Source organism: Bradyrhizobium sp. CCBAU 53338, from assembly GCF_015291665.1.
Taxonomy (GTDB): domain Bacteria; phylum Pseudomonadota; class Alphaproteobacteria; order Rhizobiales; family Xanthobacteraceae; genus Bradyrhizobium.
On sequence record NZ_CP030049.1, the window covers coordinates 39,422 to 58,873 of the forward strand.

Here is a 19,452-nt window from a genome sequence, read left to right on the forward strand (position 1 = left end):
TCTCCCGAGGTGATGATCGAGAACAAGACTTCGGACCAACAGTTCGGGGGGTGGCCCAGGACGGCATGCAAGCGTCGCCGGCCCCGCCCATTCTCCTTATCGCTGCGCAAACGTTGCGATCGGCCCTGCAACAGGTTTTCCGCGGTGCCAGACCGCCGAGATCTTGTGGACGTTGGCTATGTCGGCCGATGGATCGGCGTCGAGCACGACGAGATCGGCGAGCTTGCCAGCTAGCAGGACACCGCGGTCATCCAGCTTGAGCAGCTTCGCCGCGCCGCTGGTCGCGATGGTCAGCGCCTGCATCGGCGTGAGGCCGGCTTCAACCATGAGATCGAGCTCACGATGTTCGGCAATGCCGGGGAAACGCAGGCCCACGCCGGAATCGGATCCGAACCCGATGCCGATACCTGCCTTGTAAAGCGTCATCAGGTTCTTCTGGTTCATCGCCAGCGCCTTGCGGGCGCGCTCGGAAGCTGGTGCGTCATGGACCTTCTGCTGCCAAGCCGGATCCTCCAATTGCGTCTTCACGGCGGGATCCAGTGCCCGGTTCACGAACGGATCCGCCGAGACCTGCGGCTTGTCGGCAAAAATGAAATTTGAATCGTCGAGCGCCAAGGTGGGAACGTACCAGGCGGCATTCTTCTTCATCAATTCGATCGTCGGCGGATCGATCTCTTTGTCACGGATGCCGTGCGCCAGAATGTCAGCGCCGGCCTTCAGGGCGGCCTGAGCATCTTCGAGGTCGTTGATGTGGAAGGCGACCCGAAGCGCGTTCTTGTGGGCCTCGTCGACGGCGGCGGTATAGACCTCCGGCTTCACTTTGACTGGCAGCAGCTTGCCGAAGTCGTCAAGCCAGATCTTGATCAGGTCGGTCTTGCGTCCCGCCATCTCCCTCACCGCTTCGCGCGCTGCGTCGGGCGTATCCGGGCGATAGATCTGGTTCGGGCCGACGGGAACGATCGCCACGGGCGGTGCTCCCATCGCAACCCCAATGCCGCGGTCGGCGCCAAAGATGTCGGCCCCTGGCGCCTTGCCGGCATGTAGATCCGCTCGCAGATCGTAGAATTCAGGTGCGTTCAGGCCCAGCGACGTGATCGTGGTGACGCCATAGGCCTCCCACTGTCGAAGTTGGGACAAGATGTAGTCGCGATTATAGTTGTCCGGACTCGCCTTGAGGCCCCTGACGATACCCACATGGGAATGATCCGAGATCATGCCGGGGATGATGGACTTGCCCTTGAGGTCAACGACATCGGCATCGGATGGCACCGGCACCGCCGTTACGGACCCAACGGCCGCGATGCGTCCGTCGCGAATGACCAAGACGGAATCGGGAAGCGGCTTTCCACCCGCTCCGTCGATCAGAGTGGCTCCCTTCAGGACGACTGACTTTGTTTGCGCCTGTCCCGGCATGCCCGATAGACACAGGCCCGCGATGGCCAAGATGACGACCGATGCGGCTCTCATGCGGCGCTCCTCCCTGTTTCCTCGTTCCCCACGGGTTGGTCCCAGGGGCCATTAAATCTTATAGTACTATATTACGAGCAATTAGCAATTGATCCCGAGACGATGCGCCCTGGATCACCTAACTCAGCGATTTATCGCAGCACGAACGGATAGGGCTCGTCGCCGCTGCTCATCCAGACGGTCTTGGTCTGCATGTATTCGTTGATGGCCTCGATGCCGTTTTCGCGACCGAGACCGCTGCGCTTGTAACCGCCGAACGGGGCCATGTAGCTCACCGTGCGGTAGGTATTGACCCAGACCATGCCGGCCTTTAGCCGGTCAGCCATGACATGGGCGCGCTTCATGTTCTGCGTCCAGACGCCTGCGGCCAGACCAAAGAGGATGTCGTTGCCGATCTCGACGGCTTCCTCCTCATCGCGAAATGGGATCACGGACAGGATCGGGCCGAACACCTCCTCCTGCGCGATCCTCATGCTGTTCTTGACGCCGGTGAAGACCGTGGGCTCGACGAAGAGACCCTTGCCGCATTCCGGCCGATGGGCACGATCGCCTCCGAGTGCCAGATGCGCGCCATCCTTCTTGCCGATCTCCATATAGGCGAGGACCTTGTCGAACTGCGGCCGGTTGGCGACCGGCCCGACCTGTGTTTCGTTCTGCATTGGATCGCCCATCTTGATCGTGGCCGCCGCCTTCAGGAGCTTTTCGACGAAGGCGTCGTGGACAGATTCCTGTACCAGCATTCGCGAACCGGCGATGCACGCCTGCCCGACGGCCGCGAAGATTCCGGCAATGGCGCCGTTGACCGCATTGTCGAGATTGGCGTCGTCGAACACGATATTGGGCGACTTGCCGCCCAGCTCCAGGCTGACGCGTTTCAGGCCGCGCGCAGCGCCCTTGTAGATCTTCTGGCCGGTGGCATCGGAGCCGGTGAACGCGACCTTGGCGACCTGAGGATGCTCGACCAGCGCCGGCCCGACCTCATTGCCAAAGCCGGTAACCACGTTGATGACCCCAGGGGGGAAGCCCGCCTCCTCCACCAGCGCCATCATCTCGAGGAGCGATGCGGAGGTGAATTCCGAGGGCTTGAGCACCACGGTATTTCCGGCCGCCAGCGCCGGCGCAAGCTTCCAGGCGACCAGCATCAACGGCGAATTCCAGGGGATGATACCGACGACGACGCCGACCGGCTCGTGCTTGGTGTAGGTGAACATGTTGGGCTTGTCGATCGGGATGACCGAGCCCTGAATCTTGTCCGCGAGGCCGCCGAAGTAATAGTACCATTGCGGAATGTAATTGAGCTGCCCTCGCATCTCGCTGATCAGCTTGCCGTTGTCCCTCACTTCGATCTCGGCGAGCCGCTCTGCATTCGCCGCGATCAGGTCCCCCAGCTTGCGCATCAGCGCGCCGCGCTGCGTTGCATTCAGCTTGGGCCACGGCCCCACATTCATCGCCCGATGCGCCGCCTGGACTGCGCGCGCGGCATCCTCGGCATTGCCGCGCGGGATCAACGCCCATGGCTCGGCGGTGTAGGGATTCATGGTCTCGAACCACTCGCCCGAGGCCGGATCCTCCCACTTTCCACCGATATACATCTGGTACTTCTTCACGGAACGCCTCCCTGCAGCATAAATATCTGGAATCATAATATCGTATTATTGGCTTTTAGTGAGGTCAAGCTATTGCTTACTACGCGCCCTGAGGGAGGTTTGACAAAATATCTTTTGCAATAATACGGTATGACATACTTTATTGACGTTGCAGGTCGACGAACCCGCGCGGGGAGGACTAGAATGACAAACAACGTGGCCACCGACATCACCGCTGCGCTAAAGCATGCCGGTGTCGAGAACTTCTTCCTCCTCACCGGCGGCGACCAGCCGTTGTGGATCGCGCTTCGCGATGCCGGAATTCGAATGGTGGTCGCACGCAGCGAGGCCAGCGCGGTCTACATGGCGGACGGTTATGCCCGCGCCAGCGGCCGCGTCGCGCCGGCCTATGGGCAGGCCGGGCCCGGCGCCGCCAACGTCGCGGCCGCACTGGCAGATGCCGTCTGGGCCCAATCGCCGGTATTCGCGCTGACAGGAGCGACCGCGACGCAAGCCCTGCACATGAACGAGTATCAGGACCTCGACCAACATGTCATTTTCCAGCCCGTCACGAAGTGGAACGGTGCCGTCGCCGCTCCTGAGATGACTGGGAGTCTCGTCTCGCAGGCGCTTCACATCGCGGCGACACCGACATGCGGACCCACCCATCTCGACGTGCCGAAGAATTTCTTCGCGCTGCCCGGGGACCCGCAAACCGCGAACCGGCTAGAACGTTCCTACTCAAATGCCGCCAGCAAGGTGCGTGCGCTCGGCACCGAGGTTGCTACGGCGCTCGACCTCCTCAAGCGCGCGGAGCGCCCGGTTCTGTTTGTCGGCGAGGGCGTGCGGCTTGCCGGCGCGTGGGCCGAACTGGCACTGCTGTCGGACCTTGCGGGCATCCCGATCGTTGCCACGGCTGGCGGCAAGCCGGCCATTCTGACGTCACACCCGAATTTCTGCGGCATCGTCGGACGCTATTCCTCGGTGAGCGCCAACAAGCTCGTGGCAGAGGCCGATTGCGCCCTCGCTCTCGGGACCCGATTGGGCGGACTGGCAACCAACGGCTACACTTTGCCGAGCCGCAAGGCGACCGTGATCCAGATCGACCATGATCCGGCTTCCCTCATTAACACCTACGCGCCACGCCTCGGTGTCCGCGCCGACATCAAGATCTTCCTCACCGACCTACTTGACCTCGTTAAACAGCAGAATTTGCGGACATCGTCCGCCTGGCTGGACCGCTGCCGCCGCGATACTGATAAATGGACAGCTAATCACCGCGAACAACTCGCTGCGTCAGGTGGCAACACGGCCCTCTCCCCGCTTTCGGTGCTCGACGAGCTCTCCCGCTATGGCAGCGAGATCACGCTGGTCGCAGACACAGGTTACATGGCTGCCTGGACCGGCGTGCTGTTCCCGACGCTGCGTTACGACGCCTTCTTCCGCGCAGTCGGATCGCTCGGCTGGGCGCTCCCCGCCTCGCTCGGCGTCCAGATCGCGCGATCGGAGAAGGTGGTATGCATTACCGGCGACGGCGGCGCCGGCTATCACCTGGCTGATGTCGAGACGGCGGTTCGCTACAGGCTGCCGGTCGTGATCATCGTCATGAACAACAGCGCGCTCGCCTTCGAATATCACGAGAAATATCGCTGGAAGGGAAATGTGGTTGCGGAAGCGAACGATTTCGGGCGCGTCGACTTCGCCGCGGCCGGAATCGCGCTGGGTGCAAGGGGCGCACGCGCCACCAATCGCGAGGAATTTGTGGCAGCCATGGCGGTCGCAATGAAGGCATCCAATCCGTTCGTGATCGACGTCGTCATCGACAAGGAAGCCTTTCCGCCCGTCACCAATTTCGATGCCGTGATGGAACGGAAGCTCTAGATTGGCGGACGGCGCGCCGGAGGAGCGGGCACGCCGTCAGCGATCCAACCTACGACAATCAACAATCATAAAGAACCAGGGTGGAACCATGAAGACCCGTCGAGCTATTGTTGGAGTTGCCGCGGTCGGCCTGTTGCCGCTGACCGCCCCCTCTGTCGTCCGAGCGCAAAAGGCCACGATCCGCTGGCGCCTGGCGTCCAGCTATCCCAAGAACCTCGACACCATTCACGGTATCGCCGTTCGCCTTGCCAAGCACGTCGAGGAGATGACGGATGGCGGCTTCCAGATTCAGGTGTTCGGCCCCGGGGAAATCGTGCCAGGCCTGCAGGTACTCGATGCCGTGCAGAGCGAAACGGTCGAGATAGGACACACGGCATCGATCTACTACAGCGGCAAGAACAAGGCGTTTGCGATCGACACCGGGCTGCCGTTCGGAATGACGCCACGCCAGCATCTGTCGTGGATGTATCGCGGCGGCGGGCTCGAACTGTTCAGGGAGTTCTTCAAGTCCTACGGCGTCGTGAACTTTCCCGGCGGCAGCACGGGCGTGCAGATGGGCGGTTGGTTTCGCCGCGAGGTCAATACGCTCAATGATCTGAAGGGCCTCAAGATGCGCATCCCCGGCATTGCGGGCGACGTGGTCGCACGCCTCGGCGTCGTTCCTCAGAACATTGCCGGCGGCGACACCTATGCTGCACTAGAAAGAGGCACGATTGACGCGGTCGAATGGGTCGGCCCCTACGATGACGAGAAGCTGGGCTTCAACAAAGTCGCAAAATATTACTATTACCCGGGCTGGTGGGATTGCACGGGGCAGTTGGCCTTCTATGTAGGAGCGAAGGCTTGGTCGGCCTTGCCTGCTCATTATCAGCGGGCATTCGAGGTGGCCGCCGCGGAGGCCTCCTGGGACATGCTGTCGCATTACGACGCCAGCAACATGGCGCCGCTGCGTCGGCTGATCGCAAACGGCACCGAGCTCAGGCCATTCTCGCGCGAGATCATGGAGGGCGGCTATCGCGCGGCATTCTCGCTCTACGCCGAAGAGACGGAGAAGAATGCCGAGTTTCGCAAGATCTACAGCGAATGGCTGAAGTTTCGTGAGGACATCGTGACCTGGTTCAGGGTCGCAGAAGCGAGCTTCGAATCCAATCTGTATAGCTTGTACAAGACGTGACCGGATCGGTCTCTAGGGCTCGGGGGCCCGCGCTTCGCATCGGCAACTCAGGCGACTTCCAGCAGCCGCGTTCAAACGATGCCCAAGAAGTTTCGTGCTGGCTATCCTTCTTGGACTGGCTGCGGCCGAATATGGATCGTGAGGGTCTTACCGCGCACGCTCCGTCATCCCCTCGAACTGTGTGCGGTAACACAACTCTGGGCCCTGACGCGATATATATAGTGCTACGCCGCAGAGTTCTTACTCGGCAACGACGCCCAGTAACGAATTCAGCACGAACACAGGACAGCCCGAGCCGGCGCATGCGGAGTAGGTTGGTGCCGCCGGAAGGCGATGCAATCATGTTGGACGGATTGGGACCGCCAAAACCGCTCGGCGCCGGGGCGGCAACTCCGGCAGACCTTGTCACCCGCCCATGGGACTGACTTTCCGCATTTTATAGCCAAATTGCCGGGCTGGCTCCACGTGAATACGCAAGCAAGGCGTAACTTAAGAAGGCACGGCAATGATCTGCTCGCTGTGAATTTCGCTATTCCGAGCGAAGGAATTGAGCAGAAGGCGCGCAAGACCGGTGGCTCGTGCGCCGAACCCGAGCAGATCAGAACCGACGTCGACCGCCACGCCGCCGAACCGAGAGTCTACAGATGCATCCTAGCTGCGCCGCGAAAAGCGACGGCTAGCACCATTCGCACATGATCGAAGAAGGCCTGGTCGGAACCTCGAAAAGTGGGATTAAGGTGCCGTTCCGGGCCGCCATTGAATGGCTAGCCATTGAGCTTGGCTGAGTTGTGCAGGCGTGAGATTATTGGCTACCGCGTCTCTTGTTCGAAGGTAATACGGGCGCCGTAGCTGAGGAGCGTGGGCGGCAGCCAAATTCAGCCACATGTACGCAAGAACGCCATCCTGCGCAACGCCATGCCCCTTATCGTAGGAGAGGCCGAACAAATATTGGCCTGTCGGATCACCGCATGCGGCTGCCGTGTGGTAATACGCCGCGGCTATCTCGTAGGACTGCGGGACATTGAAGCCATGTTCGTGCCTGAAGCCCAAGACAGCTGCGGCTCGAGCGGACCGGCATGCTTCAATCGCACCGCCCGCCGCCGAAACATGTCGCCGCGCGAATGAGCGCCCGTTTTCGGAGAGTTCGGCGCCGAACACGTTGCCGATAGTCCACAGTGTGAGGAACAAAGTTCCGATCAGGGGGCGTGCATTCTTCATAGATGTTCCCGAGTCGATTTGCAATCTGCAACGATCATTCGAACCTCACCAGACCTTCCATATCAGCCATGTGACCCAAATGGCTGGCGCGAAGAACAGACCGAACGGCAGCCGGGTGATGGCTTGGATGCTGTCGCGACGGAGAAGCGCCGCAATTCCGCAGGCGATTAAAGCTGATCCGGCCGCGACCTCGATTGCGATTGGAATCAGATTCCAATCGAGCCAGACTCCAGCAACGCCGGCGAGTTTGACGTCCCCCAACCCGATGCCGTCGCGCAGACGGACGGACCTGTAGGCGATGCGCAATAGCCAGAACATCGCGGCTAATGCCGCTCCGCGCGATGCTGCCGTCGCGAGCGTCGGCACCATCCAGTCTGGAGGTTGCACGAACACGTTTGCCAATCCGAGTACAAGCGCCAGGATGGTCAGTTCGTCTGGTATTACGAAGAGTCGCGCATCTATAACGGCGATTGCGATGGCAACGGCGGAGAATGCCGCCCCGAGGAGGCCTGCGGAGCTCGGATCCGCTGCGACGCTCGTCGCCATGCAGACGGCGCAGAGGACGAATGCCGCCGTGACCGTGACGTGGGTCGGTGCTCGGAACGTGAGAAACTTTTGCGAGCAACGCGAGAGGCGTTCCGGCATTTTCCTCGTTGCTCCTTCATTGAAGTAGTGGCGGTTGTCTTCCCTTGGAAGGAAGGGACTCGACCGTTCCGCGCAGCTTTGCCCGAAACTCCTCGGCGACGTAGTGGGCGGCAATGCTGTCCCGAATGACTTGCGGACGGATGAAGATAATGAGCTCGGTCCGGGTCGTCGTCTTGTTCTGGTGCGACAGGAGGTCGCCAATTTTCGGTATCTCGTCGAGAACCGGAATCCCACCACGATCGACTTCAGTGTTTTCCTGAATGAGGCCTGCCAAGAGTACGGTTTGCCCGTTCGGCACGGCGACAGAGCTCTTCACTTTGCGTTGCGAGACGGTCGGCGTGAGCGAGTTCGCGGTCGCGTTCGTCGCCTGACTGATTTCTTGCTCGATATCGAGGCGCACGTTGCCGTCGGGACTAACCCGAGGAATGACGCGCAAGATAATGCCGGTGTTGCGATAGTCGATTGAGTTGATGATCGTGTTGTTGGTGCCGGTCGCCGAATTGAGAACGTTGCCGGTGCCGGTCGATACCGGGATCTCGTTCCCAACGAGTAGTGTGCCGACCTGATTGTCGATCACAACCAGCGAAGGGTTCGATAATATCTTGACATCTGTCACCGCGTGCAGCGCATCTATGATCATGTTGGGCTGCGCCTCAGGGCCGACGAGGAAATTAAAGCCTGGGAAGGCGCGGTTAAGGAAAGCGGATGCGACGCCATTGAGGACGCTCGACTGCTGTCCTGGGGGGGAGCTTGGGACGTTCAGGGCGGAGCCTCGATCGGGAGCCATACCGAGGTTTTTGCTTTGGATGAAAAATTGAACCCCGTAGCTCAGATTGTTGTTGAGCGTAACTTCAGCGATGGTCGCATCGATCGCGACTTGAGCCTGCGGTTGGTCGAGCTGGCGTATGGTCTGTTCGACGGTCCGGTAATTCTGAGCGTTCGCATAGATAAGCAGGGAGTTCGTGGAAACGTCGGCTGCGATGCGAATCCCCTCCATCACGGGCCTGCCGCTAAGGCCAGCGCTCTGTAGCTCCGAGCCGCCAGTGTCGTTCCCTGTTCGCGATCCGCCCCCGAGTGCGCCTCCGCCGAAATCAGTATTGCCTTTTGTGCTTGTGGAGGAGCTGGAAGTCGTTGAGATGGCTGGTAGTCGGTCGGCATTGGACGATGTCCTCACCAAACCGCTCCCAGGCGCGACCTGTCCCGCCGCGCTGTCGGTTGCATTTGAGCTGCCTCCGCCGAAGATTTCGCCGAGCACTTTCGCGAGCTGCCGGGCGTCGCCGTACTTGACCCGGCGGACATGTACAACAACACGGGCAGGATCTGATGCGTCGAGTCGGCCAATCCAAGTCTGGACCGTTCGCAGGAGCTGCGGCTTGGAGGTTACCGCCAAAATCGCGTTGCGGCGCTCCATTACCTGAAACTTGACAAGATCGTGCCCAACGTCGCCTTCCTTTGAATTCAAGATTTTTTCGAGTTCTGTCAGGACAGGCTCAGGAGCGCTGTTCTGGAGTGGAAAGATACCGACTGACTGCCCCCGCATCCAATCAACGTCGAAACCAACAGCCGTATCGACGACCGTGCGACGCTCGGGCCCTGTGCCCTGAACCAGCAGCATGTTGCGAGCCTTATCCACGCGAACCGCACCGGGCTTCGTAGCAAAACTATCCAGGAGCTGCATCAGCGTCCCGGCCGATATGTATTGAAGCGGCACGACAGAGACGCCAAATCCCGGCTCCACGTTTGCAGGCTGCGAATCAAGACTGCCGGCTGCGAGTGCCTCTGTCTGTGGGACAATTCGATAAGCGGCGCCGTCGCGGACGAGCGCGACTCCTGCCAATCGGAGCGCACTCTCGAACACGAACAGCAAGTCCTGCTTCGGAACCGGCCTTCCCGACGCAATATTGATATTGCCCTGAGCACGCGGGTCGATTGTGTAGCTCGTCTTCAGGATGTCGCCGAGTACAGTTTTTGCAACCGACGCAATCGTGGCGTTTTCGAAATTCAGTTCATACCCGGGACCGGTGCCGGTACTCGTCGCCGGGGCCACGATTGCCTGCATAGAAGAGACCGGCTCGGCCGAAAAGAGTTGGGCGCGACCTGGCCGGACAGTGCCTTGCAGATCGGCTTCTGCGGTGCGTTCCGGAAATCGGGGAAGCAGATCCTGATTACGAACCTCATCCATTACGTCAGGTTTGGTGTGAGTGTCCTGCCACGTGAGTGGCGCGCCGCATCCCGTCAGAGCCCCCGCGGCAACTAGGGCAATTGTCTTCTTCAGCTTCGCGCCACATCGCAAACGGTGCAGGCGTGTCAACATAGCGCGTAGCCTCTCACTCTCTCGCGTCTTCATTACAAATGCGAGCAGATCGTCGAGCGCGTGAACCGCGCGGCGCCCAATCTTCTCAATGATTGACGTTACTCCTTATGTTGTTGTCGCAACGGCTAAGCCGCATGCAACAATATCGCTGCACCGACACTTTCGTTTCGCCCGTGACAATTCTGCAAAGCAATGTCTCCGCGCGCGAAATCGCTCATAAGACAGCTTGTTCAGCGTCGAGCGGCGACTTCATTCGGTTGAGCAAGGCTGTAATTGCCTCTAACTTAGACATCGCACCGAAACCTTGTTTGAGTATTGCGCATCCCAACCGACCGGTTGAACGTTGGGATTGAGATAAGCATCGCCGAGAAGTTCCCGTTGAGCGGCGGCATCGCCTGGCCGTGCGACGACGAGCGCGCAGTCTTTGGGTGCCTTCGTCATGATGACGGCGTCTCCTTCTTGGAAATCGAACTCGATCTCGTCTGTTTCATCGAAGAGCTCGAGCGTGAAATTGCTGTTGCTCACGGGCTGCTTGAAGTTGAGAGCCATATGCAATGTTAGCACCGATCCATCCCACTCGAGCCATGAATCGGATGCGCCATCGAATGGCTGCTTGGTGCCATTGACGCGCGCGAACGTATAGAAGTCAGACGCGCGCAGCGAATTAACCGTCGCCCTGGCCAGCGGATCAAGCTGGTCACGCCCGAGGTGTGGGGCGCTTTCGTTGAGGCCGCTACTTCGCAATGCCGTCACCGACGTTTCCCTATCGTAGGTCCAAGATACGCGGACGCCGCTGATAGAGCCATTTCCATCAAAGATAACCGCATCATGCATGTGAACCAATATATCCGGATGAGCGTCGACGTGCCTTGCGTGGATGCACACACACAGCGTTGCGACGATTACGAACCAAATCAGAGAGCGTTTCATTGCATCATTTCAGTTGCATCCGGCGCGCGGATCGTGGAAGGGCGCGACGGCTCCTCTTTTCGAGCAGCCGTCGGCGCGGTGGTCACGGCTTCCCGTGGTCGTCGTGGTGGTCGTCTGGATCAGAACCGCAATAATGCTTGATGGCGGGCAGCTTCTTTGGATTGTCCCAGCGCGGGTCCCGAATGTCGTAGACGATGGGCTTTGCGTAATCTTCGGGATCAACGAGCCATCGTGTGTCTGGCCATTGATCGAGTGTCAGGCCGAGGCGCTTAATTTGATCCAGGTATCCGCCGTAAACGGCGGGCGAGATGGATTCCTTGAAGGTCGACCCGGTGGTCAGATGCAACGGAATGAAGATCTTCGGGTTCAGCGCTTGAATATACGCGAAGGGATCACGATAAGAATTGTTATCGAAATTGGCTGTCGCAATCGTACCGGCATCCACATCGGTGGCCGGTAAACTCTTCAGGATGTTCGTGATACGCTGGCCGTCAGCTGGCGTGCCGTTGGGCCACCCGCTTCCCAATCCTTCTTTGAGTGCTCCCGACGAGTTATACCAAGCAAAGGTGAAGTGACGACCTTCGCGCAACACAAAATCGAAAAACAGCGGAATAGGGCCACCCGGACCACCACTGCCGCTGGTAGCAATGTTGATCTGCCCAGGCAGCGTCCCACTTTTCCCGGGCGCAAGCGGCGTTCCGGCCGGAAACAGCCCCGGATCGCGCGGGTCAACCGCATAATAAACGGACGGATTAGGTGCCCGCGGCCAGGTCGGGTCGACCGGGACTGCAACCGAGTGCAAGTGTCGGAAGGCGATTACGCAGGCGTCCGGTTCCAGGAAGTCCAGTTTGACAATTTGGGTGCCGGGAACCGAACCGGTCGTCGTGACCGTGTTGCAGGAGATCGACGCCTTGTGAGGAAACGCCGTAGCCGGATTACCTTGAATCGCCGGGTCGGCCTGCTCGCGCGCGAAATCGGCTTGCAGGGCAACGCAGGTTTCCGCGGTGGCGTAGAGTTTCGCGCCGGTCATCGCAGCGATGTAGGCCGCGTTGTCCGCGTGATCGAAGTGACCATGCCCGATTAGAAGGCCTTCTGGTTTGAGAGCAACCAAATCGCCGATAACGAAGGGCGTGCGGCCCGGCGAAACTTCGAGCCGAGTGACGTAAGTGTCCAAAAGCAAAACGTGGCCGGCAATGGAAGCCGCCAGAGTTGAATTCGAGAGCCACGACAAGATGACCTTGTCGGGACTGACCCGCCCGGACTCGGGATCGACGTTCTCGTCGCCGAAAAATTTCTGACGCGCTGCGATCAAGTCGCCATTGTTTGCGTGAGCCGTGGTCGACAACGCCGAACCTGCCATGAGCGTCGCGGCCAAAGCCAAGGCACACTTGGTTGGGATTGAGTTCCTGCGTAACATATAAAGGTTCCTCTTTCGGTTGTTCAATCGTTAGAGTGAAGGTCGCCATCTCGAAAAGCCTCGCTCGTGTTTCCGAGTAGATAGGCGACAGATCGGATCGGGCCATTGATGTTTGAAAGTCCCCCGCCAGCCGCGCCAAACGAAAAGCGGTTCATAAGGCGCTTTCTCGCGATGCTAGGGACTGAATGACGGACATCAATATCTGAGGTGTGTTGTCGAGCGACACGAAGTGTTGCTTGTCAAGATGAATTGCCTCTGTGCGCTGCAACGTAGGGTCTGCGGCATTGCACGCAATGGCACGAGCGGCTACGAGATCGTCGTGTCGGTGTACCTGAAGGCGACCCATCGCAGCGCGGCACACTTGGCGGTTGCGATTGATCCGCTAACATAATCGCATTTACCCTTAACGCTTCGCAGGATGCCGTATTGAAGCGGTGCTGGCTTCCACAGGCGCCGGATCTGCGGTCGTGCCGGGCAAGGCGAGAGCCAGAACCTTGATGTTCTCGCCGTTCGAAAGCGTGGCTTCACGCGCTCCGATGTCGCGCAACGTCCATCCTGATTGAACTTCATCCTGCCGCAACTTCACCGTCTCGCCAGTCGCGCGATTCACAAAGACGGCGATGCTGTCGGCGCCCCCAGTTATCGTGCCCACGAGTTCAAATGGCGGAAGCTCAGGCTCGAGCGGCTTGGGAGCCGCGACGACAACGGGGATAGTGGGCGCGTTCGGCGGCGGCAGAGACGGAGGGCGGCGTGACGGAGAGAATAGCGGGCGCTCTTGCGTTTTATTGAGCTGCGCAAGGGGGACTTTGGCAATGGGATTATGCTCCGATCGGGTAGCCTCGAATGGCTCCTTCGCAAGCAGGTACTCCATTGTGGGCGACACTGGCGGATTCAGGCCAGTAGCCGTTGAAGTCTGACTCGCCTCGGCAGGCCGCCTCCCCGATTCGACTGCCAAGATCAGGAAGGCCAGCGCGAGAGCTTGAATCGTGAGGGGGCACTTCATTTGACACTCCGCCACCATCCGGAGACGACAATTGCGACGCGCACCTTCGTCGCGGCGTGTCTTGTCGACGACTCGGGTACCTGTATGACCAATTGATCGATGAACAGGAAGGGCGATCCCGCCTCCAGCTCGTAAAGGAGGCCTTGAAGGGCCGGCTGCTCGATCTCGAGATCGACAGAGACTCTGACGATCCCGTGTTGTGCTCCTGCGTCCTGCAGATCGACCTGCGACGATAAGATGTTGCTTCCCATCCGCGTCGCTTCTGCAGAAACGTGCTGCAGCACCACGGCGGCCGCGACTGTGACCGTGGGACCTTCGACAACTGGTGGACTCACAGCGAGCGCCCCGTCGTTCGTGCTGCGGGCCGCCCGCTGTTGTGACTGCAACCTGTCGAACATTTCGTTCGCGTTCGCCAGCGTACGATGCTGTTCCGCCAGGTCCAACGCCGTCCAGCCCGTGATCAGCAATAGAAATCCCGTCATTGCCGCGTAACAAATTGTGGCAACGAACGGAATGGCGCTGACGTAGCGTCTAATGCGGTAGGTCTGGTTCATGGATAGCGGCGAATGCGGGGTTGATTTGAGCCTCGACGTGGAATTGCTCTTTGGTTGCTCCTTCAGACCGTGTGGTTGGAGCGAAGAAGATCGCGTGTGAAAACTGGGGCGACTGCTCGATCAGGCGGATGAGCGATGCGGCGTCGCTCGTAAGGCCCGCTATCTGTAGTTTCGCGTGATCGATACGCAGCTCCGTTAGGAACGTGTTGTCTGGCAGTAGATCCGACAGCGCCTCAATCGCCATTACGGGCGAAGGAGTGTTGCGCTTCTGTTGTTCGAGCTCTCGCAAAGCGGATTCGGCAACAACATTCTGCGACGCTCTTGTGAGCACCGATATCTTTCGAGAGAGTTCTTCCCGTCTCAGGGCCAAACCGTCCGAAATGAGCGCTGAAATGCAAAGCGACGAAGTGGCAGCAAAGCCGCTTAACAGCAGAACTACCATCAGGCACGTACGAACACGACGGAAATCGGTCGGTCCGTGTATTTGTGTCTCAACGATCCTAATTGGCACGTTCGAACGTGACGTGGAGACCAGGATTGACCAAGTCCCAAGCGATCCGATAGCATCGAGCAAGGGCGTTAGCTTAGCGCGAGGCGTGGCAGCGATTGTCAGCTGAATGCGGTCGCCAGTCTCGTCAGGTGAAGCACTCCAACCATAGACCGCTTCTTGCACATCCCACGGGGTTAGTCGGTCGATTTGGGACCTCACGACACCCGCCGCATATTCGGCAGCGCGCCTCGGCAAATCCAGCGGGCGAAACAGAAATCGCGCCGGGTGAAGGACAAGTTCAAGCTGACTTCCAGTCAGAGCTAACTTCCATGCTGGAGGGATTGGGCTAGCAACCGCTCCCTCCAGGACCGCGAGCGCGTGGTCAGGCGCTTTCGCGTTTTTGGGGTCGGTCACGAGATGAAGGGTGAATTGATCCTTCTCGAATTCCACCATCCGAACCTGCGAGCGTCGGCGCAAGCCGTTCGAGAGCGATGAAACTTCGGACGCCACGGCTTGTACCCACGAAGCGAGGCCTGCCGCTATCGAATTAAACAGGATCATGGCGGGTTCGCCGTTGCCATGCCCTGACGACAGTCACCGCGCAAACTGTCATCCCAGGCAAGGATATGAAAAGGATCGTCCGGACCCTGTAGCAAGATGACCGCTTCCGCACAGCTATTCCATCCCCCTGCGCCCCCTATTTTTATGTCCAGCCGGAACGCGTCACTTGCATCGGCGGTCGCGGCGGTTTGATCTGAACCGAGCAGTCGGACTAGAGCGTCCTTACTGGGAGCCACGAGCTGCCGTTGGCCAAGAAAACCATTCAGACGATCTAGGGTCATGCCAGGCAAAGCCGCAACAAGCTCGGGCGGCGCGTCGAAGACGTTAATATCGGACCTGCCGCTGTAAACGGTCACCAGAGGCAACATTCGTTCTATGATGACCTGCGGCAGACCTTGAACTAACCATAACTCTCCTACATGTGCGAAGGGAGCGCCTCGCGGTCCATAGCCGCGGCCGGCGGCGCGGTAAAGCTGCGCTTCATTAGCGCGATCGGATGGTCTTAAGCGCTCTCGCCAACCAACAATCCGCGCAGCAAAACGCGGGGCATCCTCCTCCGATGCGCCGATCGCTATGAAGAAACTCGATAGTAGTTCGCGCGGGGCCTGATTGAGATCGAGCCGGGCCGCTTCGGAAACGAATCTGACCGATGCGTTGGCTTGGCCTAGCCGGAAGCTGAAGTGGCCATGCGTAGGTCGATCGCGCTGGTCTGCCACAGCAAGGCGTTGGGTCGCGAGATTAAGGCTGGCTGACACCAATTGATCGGCTTGCAGACGGCGCTCGATCACCGAACTCGACCAGGAAGAACTGCCTATGTAAATCGAATAGATGGACGCAAGTGTCGCGAGTGCAATCAACATCCAGAGGACCGCAATGAGGATAAAGCCCTCCCGCCCCCCAGATAAGTGTCCTTCCTGCGGATTGCAAAATATCATTGTGGCCTCAGGTCCGACGGCTCTCGAGAGAGTCCGCTGCGGGAGCCGTATCGGGACTAGTGTCGGGCTCTCCCGTGCAATCCGTGCTCTTTCCGCTGATGCATAGTGCAGGCGCGTCAACATGAATAAGCGTCGTGGTCGAGATTACCCTCGCCTCCCCAAGGGTGTGATCTTGGACCGTGAGGCGGATGGCGGCCGGCAAGTGGCCGACATTCAGCCAGTTCGCCTTCCACACGCCGCCGGGTCCCGCATAGGCGAACTCGGCCCGATAGGGCGATCGCAGCAGGACGACGGGATTACCAAAGCCAGACGGGTCAATCGCACCTTCAAACAAGACGAAGGGCCTCGAAGAGCGTATGAGGACGAGACCAGTAGGGTCCTTGATTGTTTCGATTTTAACGATCTCGAGGCCCGACTTGGCGTTGGGGCTTGTAACCGTGCGCACAAAAGTGACAGATCCTTCTGTGCCGTTGAACAGCGGCTTTTTGCTTCCGCCGTTGGCGGAAATGAACTGCGATGCCGCAAGATCGGCGGTTAAACGGTCAAGGGCGATGCCAATAAGCTCGGCGCGTTGCGCGCGCGCCAGGCCACGATCCCAGCTGGGTAGCCAATGCGTCGCGATTGTGCTTAGACAAAAAACAACAATCCCCATAAGTACGATCGCCGCGAGAGCTTCGAACAGCGTGAACCCCGCGATACTCGCGCGGTGCAAGGCTTGGGAGAGGTGATCCCGGGCTATCACTGCGACCTCCGGCCCAGACGCGCAGTTTCCAGGGCGAAGCTCGTACCTGCTGAAGATTTAACCTGGATCCGGACCCGTTTCGGCACCCATTGCTGCTTGTCGGACGCTGTCCTGAGCAAGGGCGATATATCGACGCGCCAGACAATGCCGTTGAGTTCACCCGACGTTACGCCCGTGGTTGCGTCGCCGCGCGGCGGCAATGCTGCCGCCAGAGTGCGCGCCGTCTCCACCAAGACCATGCGATCATCAATCCTCCGCGCGCCTTTTATGCTGGTCGACATGAGCGAGCCGATCGCCGCCAGCATGGCGGTGGCGATCGCGAGAGCGGCCAATGCCTCGACGATCGTAAACCCCGCGACGCTGCGGGAGGCATTACACAGCCGGAACGCGCACAATCTCGATTCCCCCCGTAAGCCAATTCACACGAACTTCGTAGACAGTATTCAGACGCGAGAGTCTAAGCGTGCCACCGCACGAGAACCCGCTCGGGAAAAAACTTATGGTCGAAAGGGCGGGTCGTCCTTCGCAATCCCGTGGCAATAGTGCGTCCAGCGTCACATCGTCCGGTACCACGAGAACGCTGCCGTTCGAACCTGATTGCAGGCGCCGGGTGCTCGCGTCGATTCTGGTCAGCACGCGCATCCCGCTCTTAACTGCCGCGTTCCGGTCGATCTTCAATAGGGACGCGATTTCGAGTGCCGATGCCTCGAGCCGCGGCCGCGACGTTCCAGGCGAAAGCCGTGGCAGAAGGATACCGACCAGCATTGCGACGATGGACAACACGCAGACCATCTCAAGCAAAGTAAATCCGTTTTGTGCTTCCGGGCTATTTCTCATTGCTGTTTGACGAGATATCGGCGGCAGAATCCGCACCGCCCTCATGCCCGTCAGCCCCGTAGGACATGATCTCAAACTTGGCGTTCCCACTGGGCGACCGGTAAACATAGGGCCTACCCCACGGGTCGTTCGGTAGGCTATTTCCATCGATGTAGGGACCGTGCCATCCGGCCATCGAAGCTGCGGGTTTTACCAGGGCGTTAAGGCCTTCCGAAGATGACGGATAGCGTCCCGTGTCGAGAAACATGAGATCGAGCGAACTGGCGAGGCTGCGGATTTGTATCTTGGCCGTCTTGACCTTGGACTCAGCGAGATAGTTCAACACGCGGGGGCCGATCAGTCCCATGATCAGCCCGATGATCGTAATGACGACCAGCATCTCGACCAAGGTGAATCCATTCTCGCCCGCTGCGAACGACCGCCGCCGCCAGGCCATTGCGCGGGATGAGATAAGCGTCATTTGCGCTCGCTGTTTTGAGATCACGATACGAGTTGAGTGATAGACAGCAGGGCCGTCATAATGGAAACGATGAGACCGCCGACAACCACGCTAATGCCGATCACGGCCGCCGGTCCGATAACGGCGACGAGCCGGTCAAGACTCCTCTGTAGCTTGGCTTCGTAGAACTCCGCGATGCGCCCGGCGAGTATTGGCAGCTGGCCGGTTTCTTCGCCAATGCGGATCATGCGGATCGCCATCATGGGCAAGACCGTTGACTGGGAAAGGGCGTCAGAAAGCTTCGCGCCGTGTCGTACTTGATCAGCCGCGGTTGTCCAGGCGGGAACATCGCCCGAAAAGGACATGATATCGACGAGGATGCGCAGGGTGGTGGTCAAAGGTACCTGACTGCCAGCAAGGATGCCGAGATTGCGGCAGAACACCGCAGTTTGGTAGGCCCGAAAAATCGAACTGGGGCCCGGCAATCGCATCAGTGTTGCGAGCAGCCGGAACCGGATCACGGGCCGGCGGAGGACGGCATAGGCTGCAAAGATGGCGGCCCCTGCGACTCCAAGAATCGCCAGACCGTTGGAGCGCGTCCATTCAGAAACGCCAAGCACCGTGACAATCAGCGAGTCCTGCTTGGCGCCGAAATCGCGCAACACAGCTCCGAACTGTGGCAGTACCACGAGAACAAAAAATGCCAGCACGCAGGATGCAGCGAGCAACACGAATGCAGGATATTGCAGCGCATCAGTAATTCTTCGGCGCAAGGCCTCCGTGCGCGCGCGCTCGCTTGCCAGCATATCGAGAAGGTGGCCGAGCTTCCCGGACGTTTCGCCGACTTGCACGAGCGCCGCATAGATAGGCGGAAAGCAACTCGGATATTTGCCGACGGCTTCAGCGAAGCTTTCGCCCGCAAGCACTGCGACGCGGAGTTTACTCACAATCGGGCGCAGGCGGCCGATGTCGTCATCTGAGCACAACAACTCCAGTGCATCGTCAAGCCTCGCGCCCGCCTTGAGCAGCAAAGAAAGATCACGTGTAAAGATGGTCACGTCTTCGGCGCGTGGTCGCCCAAGAAAACCAGCAGCGATATGAGCGACCGCAACCTTAGTGTCCTGAGCGACTGTTTCGATCGGAACGAGACCGAGATACTCGATACGCGCGAAAACTTCCTTCGCGGTGGACGCGGAGATCATACCGTTTACGAGCTCACCGCTCTGGGTCATAGCTAGATAGCGAAAGGTTTGCATCAC

Annotated in this window: 18 protein-coding genes; 2 read left to right on the forward strand and 16 right to left on the reverse strand. The window is 59.4% G+C overall.

All coding sequences use genetic code 11. The features are described from left to right. Positions 1-96 precede the first annotated feature (96 nt). The gene (locus XH90_RS34485) at positions 97-1,467 is read right to left on the reverse strand and encodes an amidohydrolase family protein (protein WP_128930081.1); all 1,371 of its coding nucleotides are present in this window, start codon (positions 1,465-1,467) and stop codon (positions 97-99) included. Positions 1,468-1,598: 131 nt separating this feature from the next. Further along, on the reverse strand, positions 1,599-3,074 hold the full coding sequence (locus XH90_RS34490; protein ID WP_128955150.1) for an aldehyde dehydrogenase: 1,476 nt from the start codon (positions 3,072-3,074) through the stop codon (positions 1,599-1,601). A gap of 129 nt (positions 3,075-3,203) precedes the next feature. On the opposite strand from XH90_RS34490, the gene XH90_RS34495 reads away from it, so the two are divergent. Both XH90_RS34495 and XH90_RS34500 read left to right on the forward strand, forming a co-directional pair. Continuing rightward, complete coding sequence (locus tag XH90_RS34495) at positions 3,204-4,934, forward strand: thiamine pyrophosphate-binding protein (protein WP_128930079.1); 1,731 nt, start codon at positions 3,204-3,206, stop codon at positions 4,932-4,934. Positions 4,935-5,022: 88 nt separating this feature from the next. Continuing rightward, complete coding sequence (locus tag XH90_RS34500) at positions 5,023-6,108, forward strand: TRAP transporter substrate-binding protein (RefSeq protein WP_128930203.1); 1,086 nt, start codon at positions 5,023-5,025, stop codon at positions 6,106-6,108. Positions 6,109-6,840: 732 nt separating this feature from the next. Here the strand turns inward: XH90_RS34500 and XH90_RS34505 are convergent. From XH90_RS34505 to XH90_RS34570, 14 genes are all read right to left on the reverse strand, one after another. Further along, positions 6,841-7,326 (reverse strand): SEL1-like repeat protein, encoded by a 486-nt coding sequence (locus XH90_RS34505; RefSeq protein WP_128930077.1) that lies wholly within the window; start codon positions 7,324-7,326, stop codon positions 6,841-6,843. 45 nt (positions 7,327-7,371) lie between these two features. After that, complete coding sequence (locus XH90_RS34510) at positions 7,372-7,971, reverse strand: A24 family peptidase (RefSeq protein ID WP_128930076.1); 600 nt, start codon at positions 7,969-7,971, stop codon at positions 7,372-7,374. Between the two features lie 16 nt (positions 7,972-7,987). Beyond that, entirely contained in the window at positions 7,988-10,285 is a 2,298-nt protein-coding gene (gene gspD, locus XH90_RS34515) for a type II secretion system secretin GspD (RefSeq protein WP_128955149.1), read from the reverse strand. A gap of 279 nt (positions 10,286-10,564) precedes the next feature. Continuing rightward, on the reverse strand, positions 10,565-11,215 hold the full coding sequence (locus tag XH90_RS34520; protein ID WP_128930074.1) for a DUF1007 family protein: 651 nt from the start codon (positions 11,213-11,215) through the stop codon (positions 10,565-10,567). Positions 11,216-11,297: 82 nt separating this feature from the next. After that, positions 11,298-12,575, reverse strand: coding sequence for an MBL fold metallo-hydrolase (locus XH90_RS34525; protein ID WP_128955148.1), 1,278 nt, complete (start codon positions 12,573-12,575; stop codon positions 11,298-11,300). 460 nt (positions 12,576-13,035) lie between these two features. Then, positions 13,036-13,635: a hypothetical protein gene (locus tag XH90_RS34530; RefSeq protein WP_128930072.1), complete on the reverse strand. Its 600-nt coding sequence runs from the start codon at positions 13,633-13,635 to the stop codon at positions 13,036-13,038. Then, a complete protein-coding gene (gene gspM / locus XH90_RS34535; RefSeq protein ID WP_128930071.1) occupies positions 13,632-14,189 on the reverse strand; it encodes a type II secretion system protein GspM in 558 nt (185 codons plus the stop codon). The genes XH90_RS34530 and gspM overlap by 4 nt, the downstream gene beginning before the upstream one ends. Then, on the reverse strand, positions 14,167-15,240 hold the full coding sequence (locus XH90_RS34540; RefSeq protein ID WP_128930070.1) for a PilN domain-containing protein: 1,074 nt from the start codon (positions 15,238-15,240) through the stop codon (positions 14,167-14,169). Before XH90_RS34540 ends, gspM begins: the two co-directional genes overlap by 23 nt. After that, entirely contained in the window at positions 15,237-16,100 is an 864-nt protein-coding gene (locus tag XH90_RS34545) for a general secretion pathway protein GspK (RefSeq protein WP_164933593.1), read from the reverse strand. Before XH90_RS34545 ends, XH90_RS34540 begins: the two co-directional genes overlap by 4 nt. 82 nt (positions 16,101-16,182) lie before the next feature. Then, a complete protein-coding gene (locus tag XH90_RS34550; protein WP_128930068.1) occupies positions 16,183-16,917 on the reverse strand; it encodes a general secretion pathway protein GspJ in 735 nt (244 codons plus the stop codon). Continuing rightward, positions 16,914-17,312 (reverse strand): general secretion pathway protein GspI, encoded by a 399-nt coding sequence (locus XH90_RS34555; protein ID WP_128930067.1) that lies wholly within the window; start codon positions 17,310-17,312, stop codon positions 16,914-16,916. Before XH90_RS34555 ends, XH90_RS34550 begins: the two co-directional genes overlap by 4 nt. Beyond that, positions 17,290-17,862, reverse strand: a complete 573-nt coding sequence (locus XH90_RS34560) for a GspH/FimT family pseudopilin (protein WP_313753858.1) — start codon at positions 17,860-17,862, stop codon at positions 17,290-17,292. The genes XH90_RS34555 and XH90_RS34560 overlap by 23 nt, the downstream gene beginning before the upstream one ends. Then, the gene (gspG, locus tag XH90_RS34565; protein ID WP_128930065.1) at positions 17,744-18,214 is read right to left on the reverse strand and encodes a type II secretion system major pseudopilin GspG; all 471 of its coding nucleotides are present in this window, start codon (positions 18,212-18,214) and stop codon (positions 17,744-17,746) included. Before gspG ends, XH90_RS34560 begins: the two co-directional genes overlap by 119 nt. A 20-nt stretch (positions 18,215-18,234) precedes the next feature. Continuing rightward, positions 18,235-19,449 (reverse strand): type II secretion system F family protein, encoded by a 1,215-nt coding sequence (locus XH90_RS34570; protein WP_128955146.1) that lies wholly within the window; start codon positions 19,447-19,449, stop codon positions 18,235-18,237. Positions 19,450-19,452 lie beyond the last annotated feature (3 nt).

Coding starts and splice junctions, on each gene's coding strand:
- XH90_RS34485 (WP_128930081.1), bottom strand. CDS start 1,467: ATGAGAGCCGCATCGGTCGTCATCTTGGCCATCGCGGGCCTGTGTCTA.
- XH90_RS34500 (WP_128930203.1), top strand. CDS start 5,023: ATGAAGACCCGTCGAGCTATTGTTGGAGTTGCCGCGGTCGGCCTGTTG.
- XH90_RS34510 (WP_128930076.1), bottom strand. CDS start 7,971: ATGCCGGAACGCCTCTCGCGTTGCTCGCAAAAGTTTCTCACGTTCCGA.
- gspD (WP_128955149.1), bottom strand. CDS start 10,285: ATGTTGACACGCCTGCACCGTTTGCGATGTGGCGCGAAGCTGAAGAAG.
- XH90_RS34525 (WP_128955148.1), bottom strand. CDS start 12,575: ATGGCAGGTTCGGCGTTGTCGACCACGGCTCACGCAAACAATGGCGAC.
- gspM (WP_128930071.1), bottom strand. CDS start 14,189: ATGAACCAGACCTACCGCATTAGACGCTACGTCAGCGCCATTCCGTTC.
- XH90_RS34545 (WP_164933593.1), bottom strand. CDS start 16,100: ATGTTGATTGCACTCGCGACACTTGCGTCCATCTATTCGATTTACATA.
- XH90_RS34560 (WP_313753858.1), bottom strand. CDS start 17,862: ATGTTTACCGGTCGCCCAGTGGGAACGCCAAGTTTGAGATCATGTCCT.
- XH90_RS34505 (WP_128930077.1), bottom strand. CDS start 7,326: ATGAAGAATGCACGCCCCCTGATCGGAACTTTGTTCCTCACACTGTGG.
- XH90_RS34520 (WP_128930074.1), bottom strand. CDS start 11,215: ATGAAACGCTCTCTGATTTGGTTCGTAATCGTCGCAACGCTGTGTGTG.
- XH90_RS34495 (WP_128930079.1), top strand. CDS start 3,204: ATGACATACTTTATTGACGTTGCAGGTCGACGAACCCGCGCGGGGAGG.
- gspG (WP_128930065.1), bottom strand. CDS start 18,214: ATGACGCTTATCTCATCCCGCGCAATGGCCTGGCGGCGGCGGTCGTTC.
- XH90_RS34570 (WP_128955146.1), bottom strand. CDS start 19,449: ATGCAAACCTTTCGCTATCTAGCTATGACCCAGAGCGGTGAGCTCGTA.
- XH90_RS34540 (WP_128930070.1), bottom strand. CDS start 15,240: ATGATCCTGTTTAATTCGATAGCGGCAGGCCTCGCTTCGTGGGTACAA.
- XH90_RS34530 (WP_128930072.1), bottom strand. CDS start 13,635: ATGAAGTGCCCCCTCACGATTCAAGCTCTCGCGCTGGCCTTCCTGATC.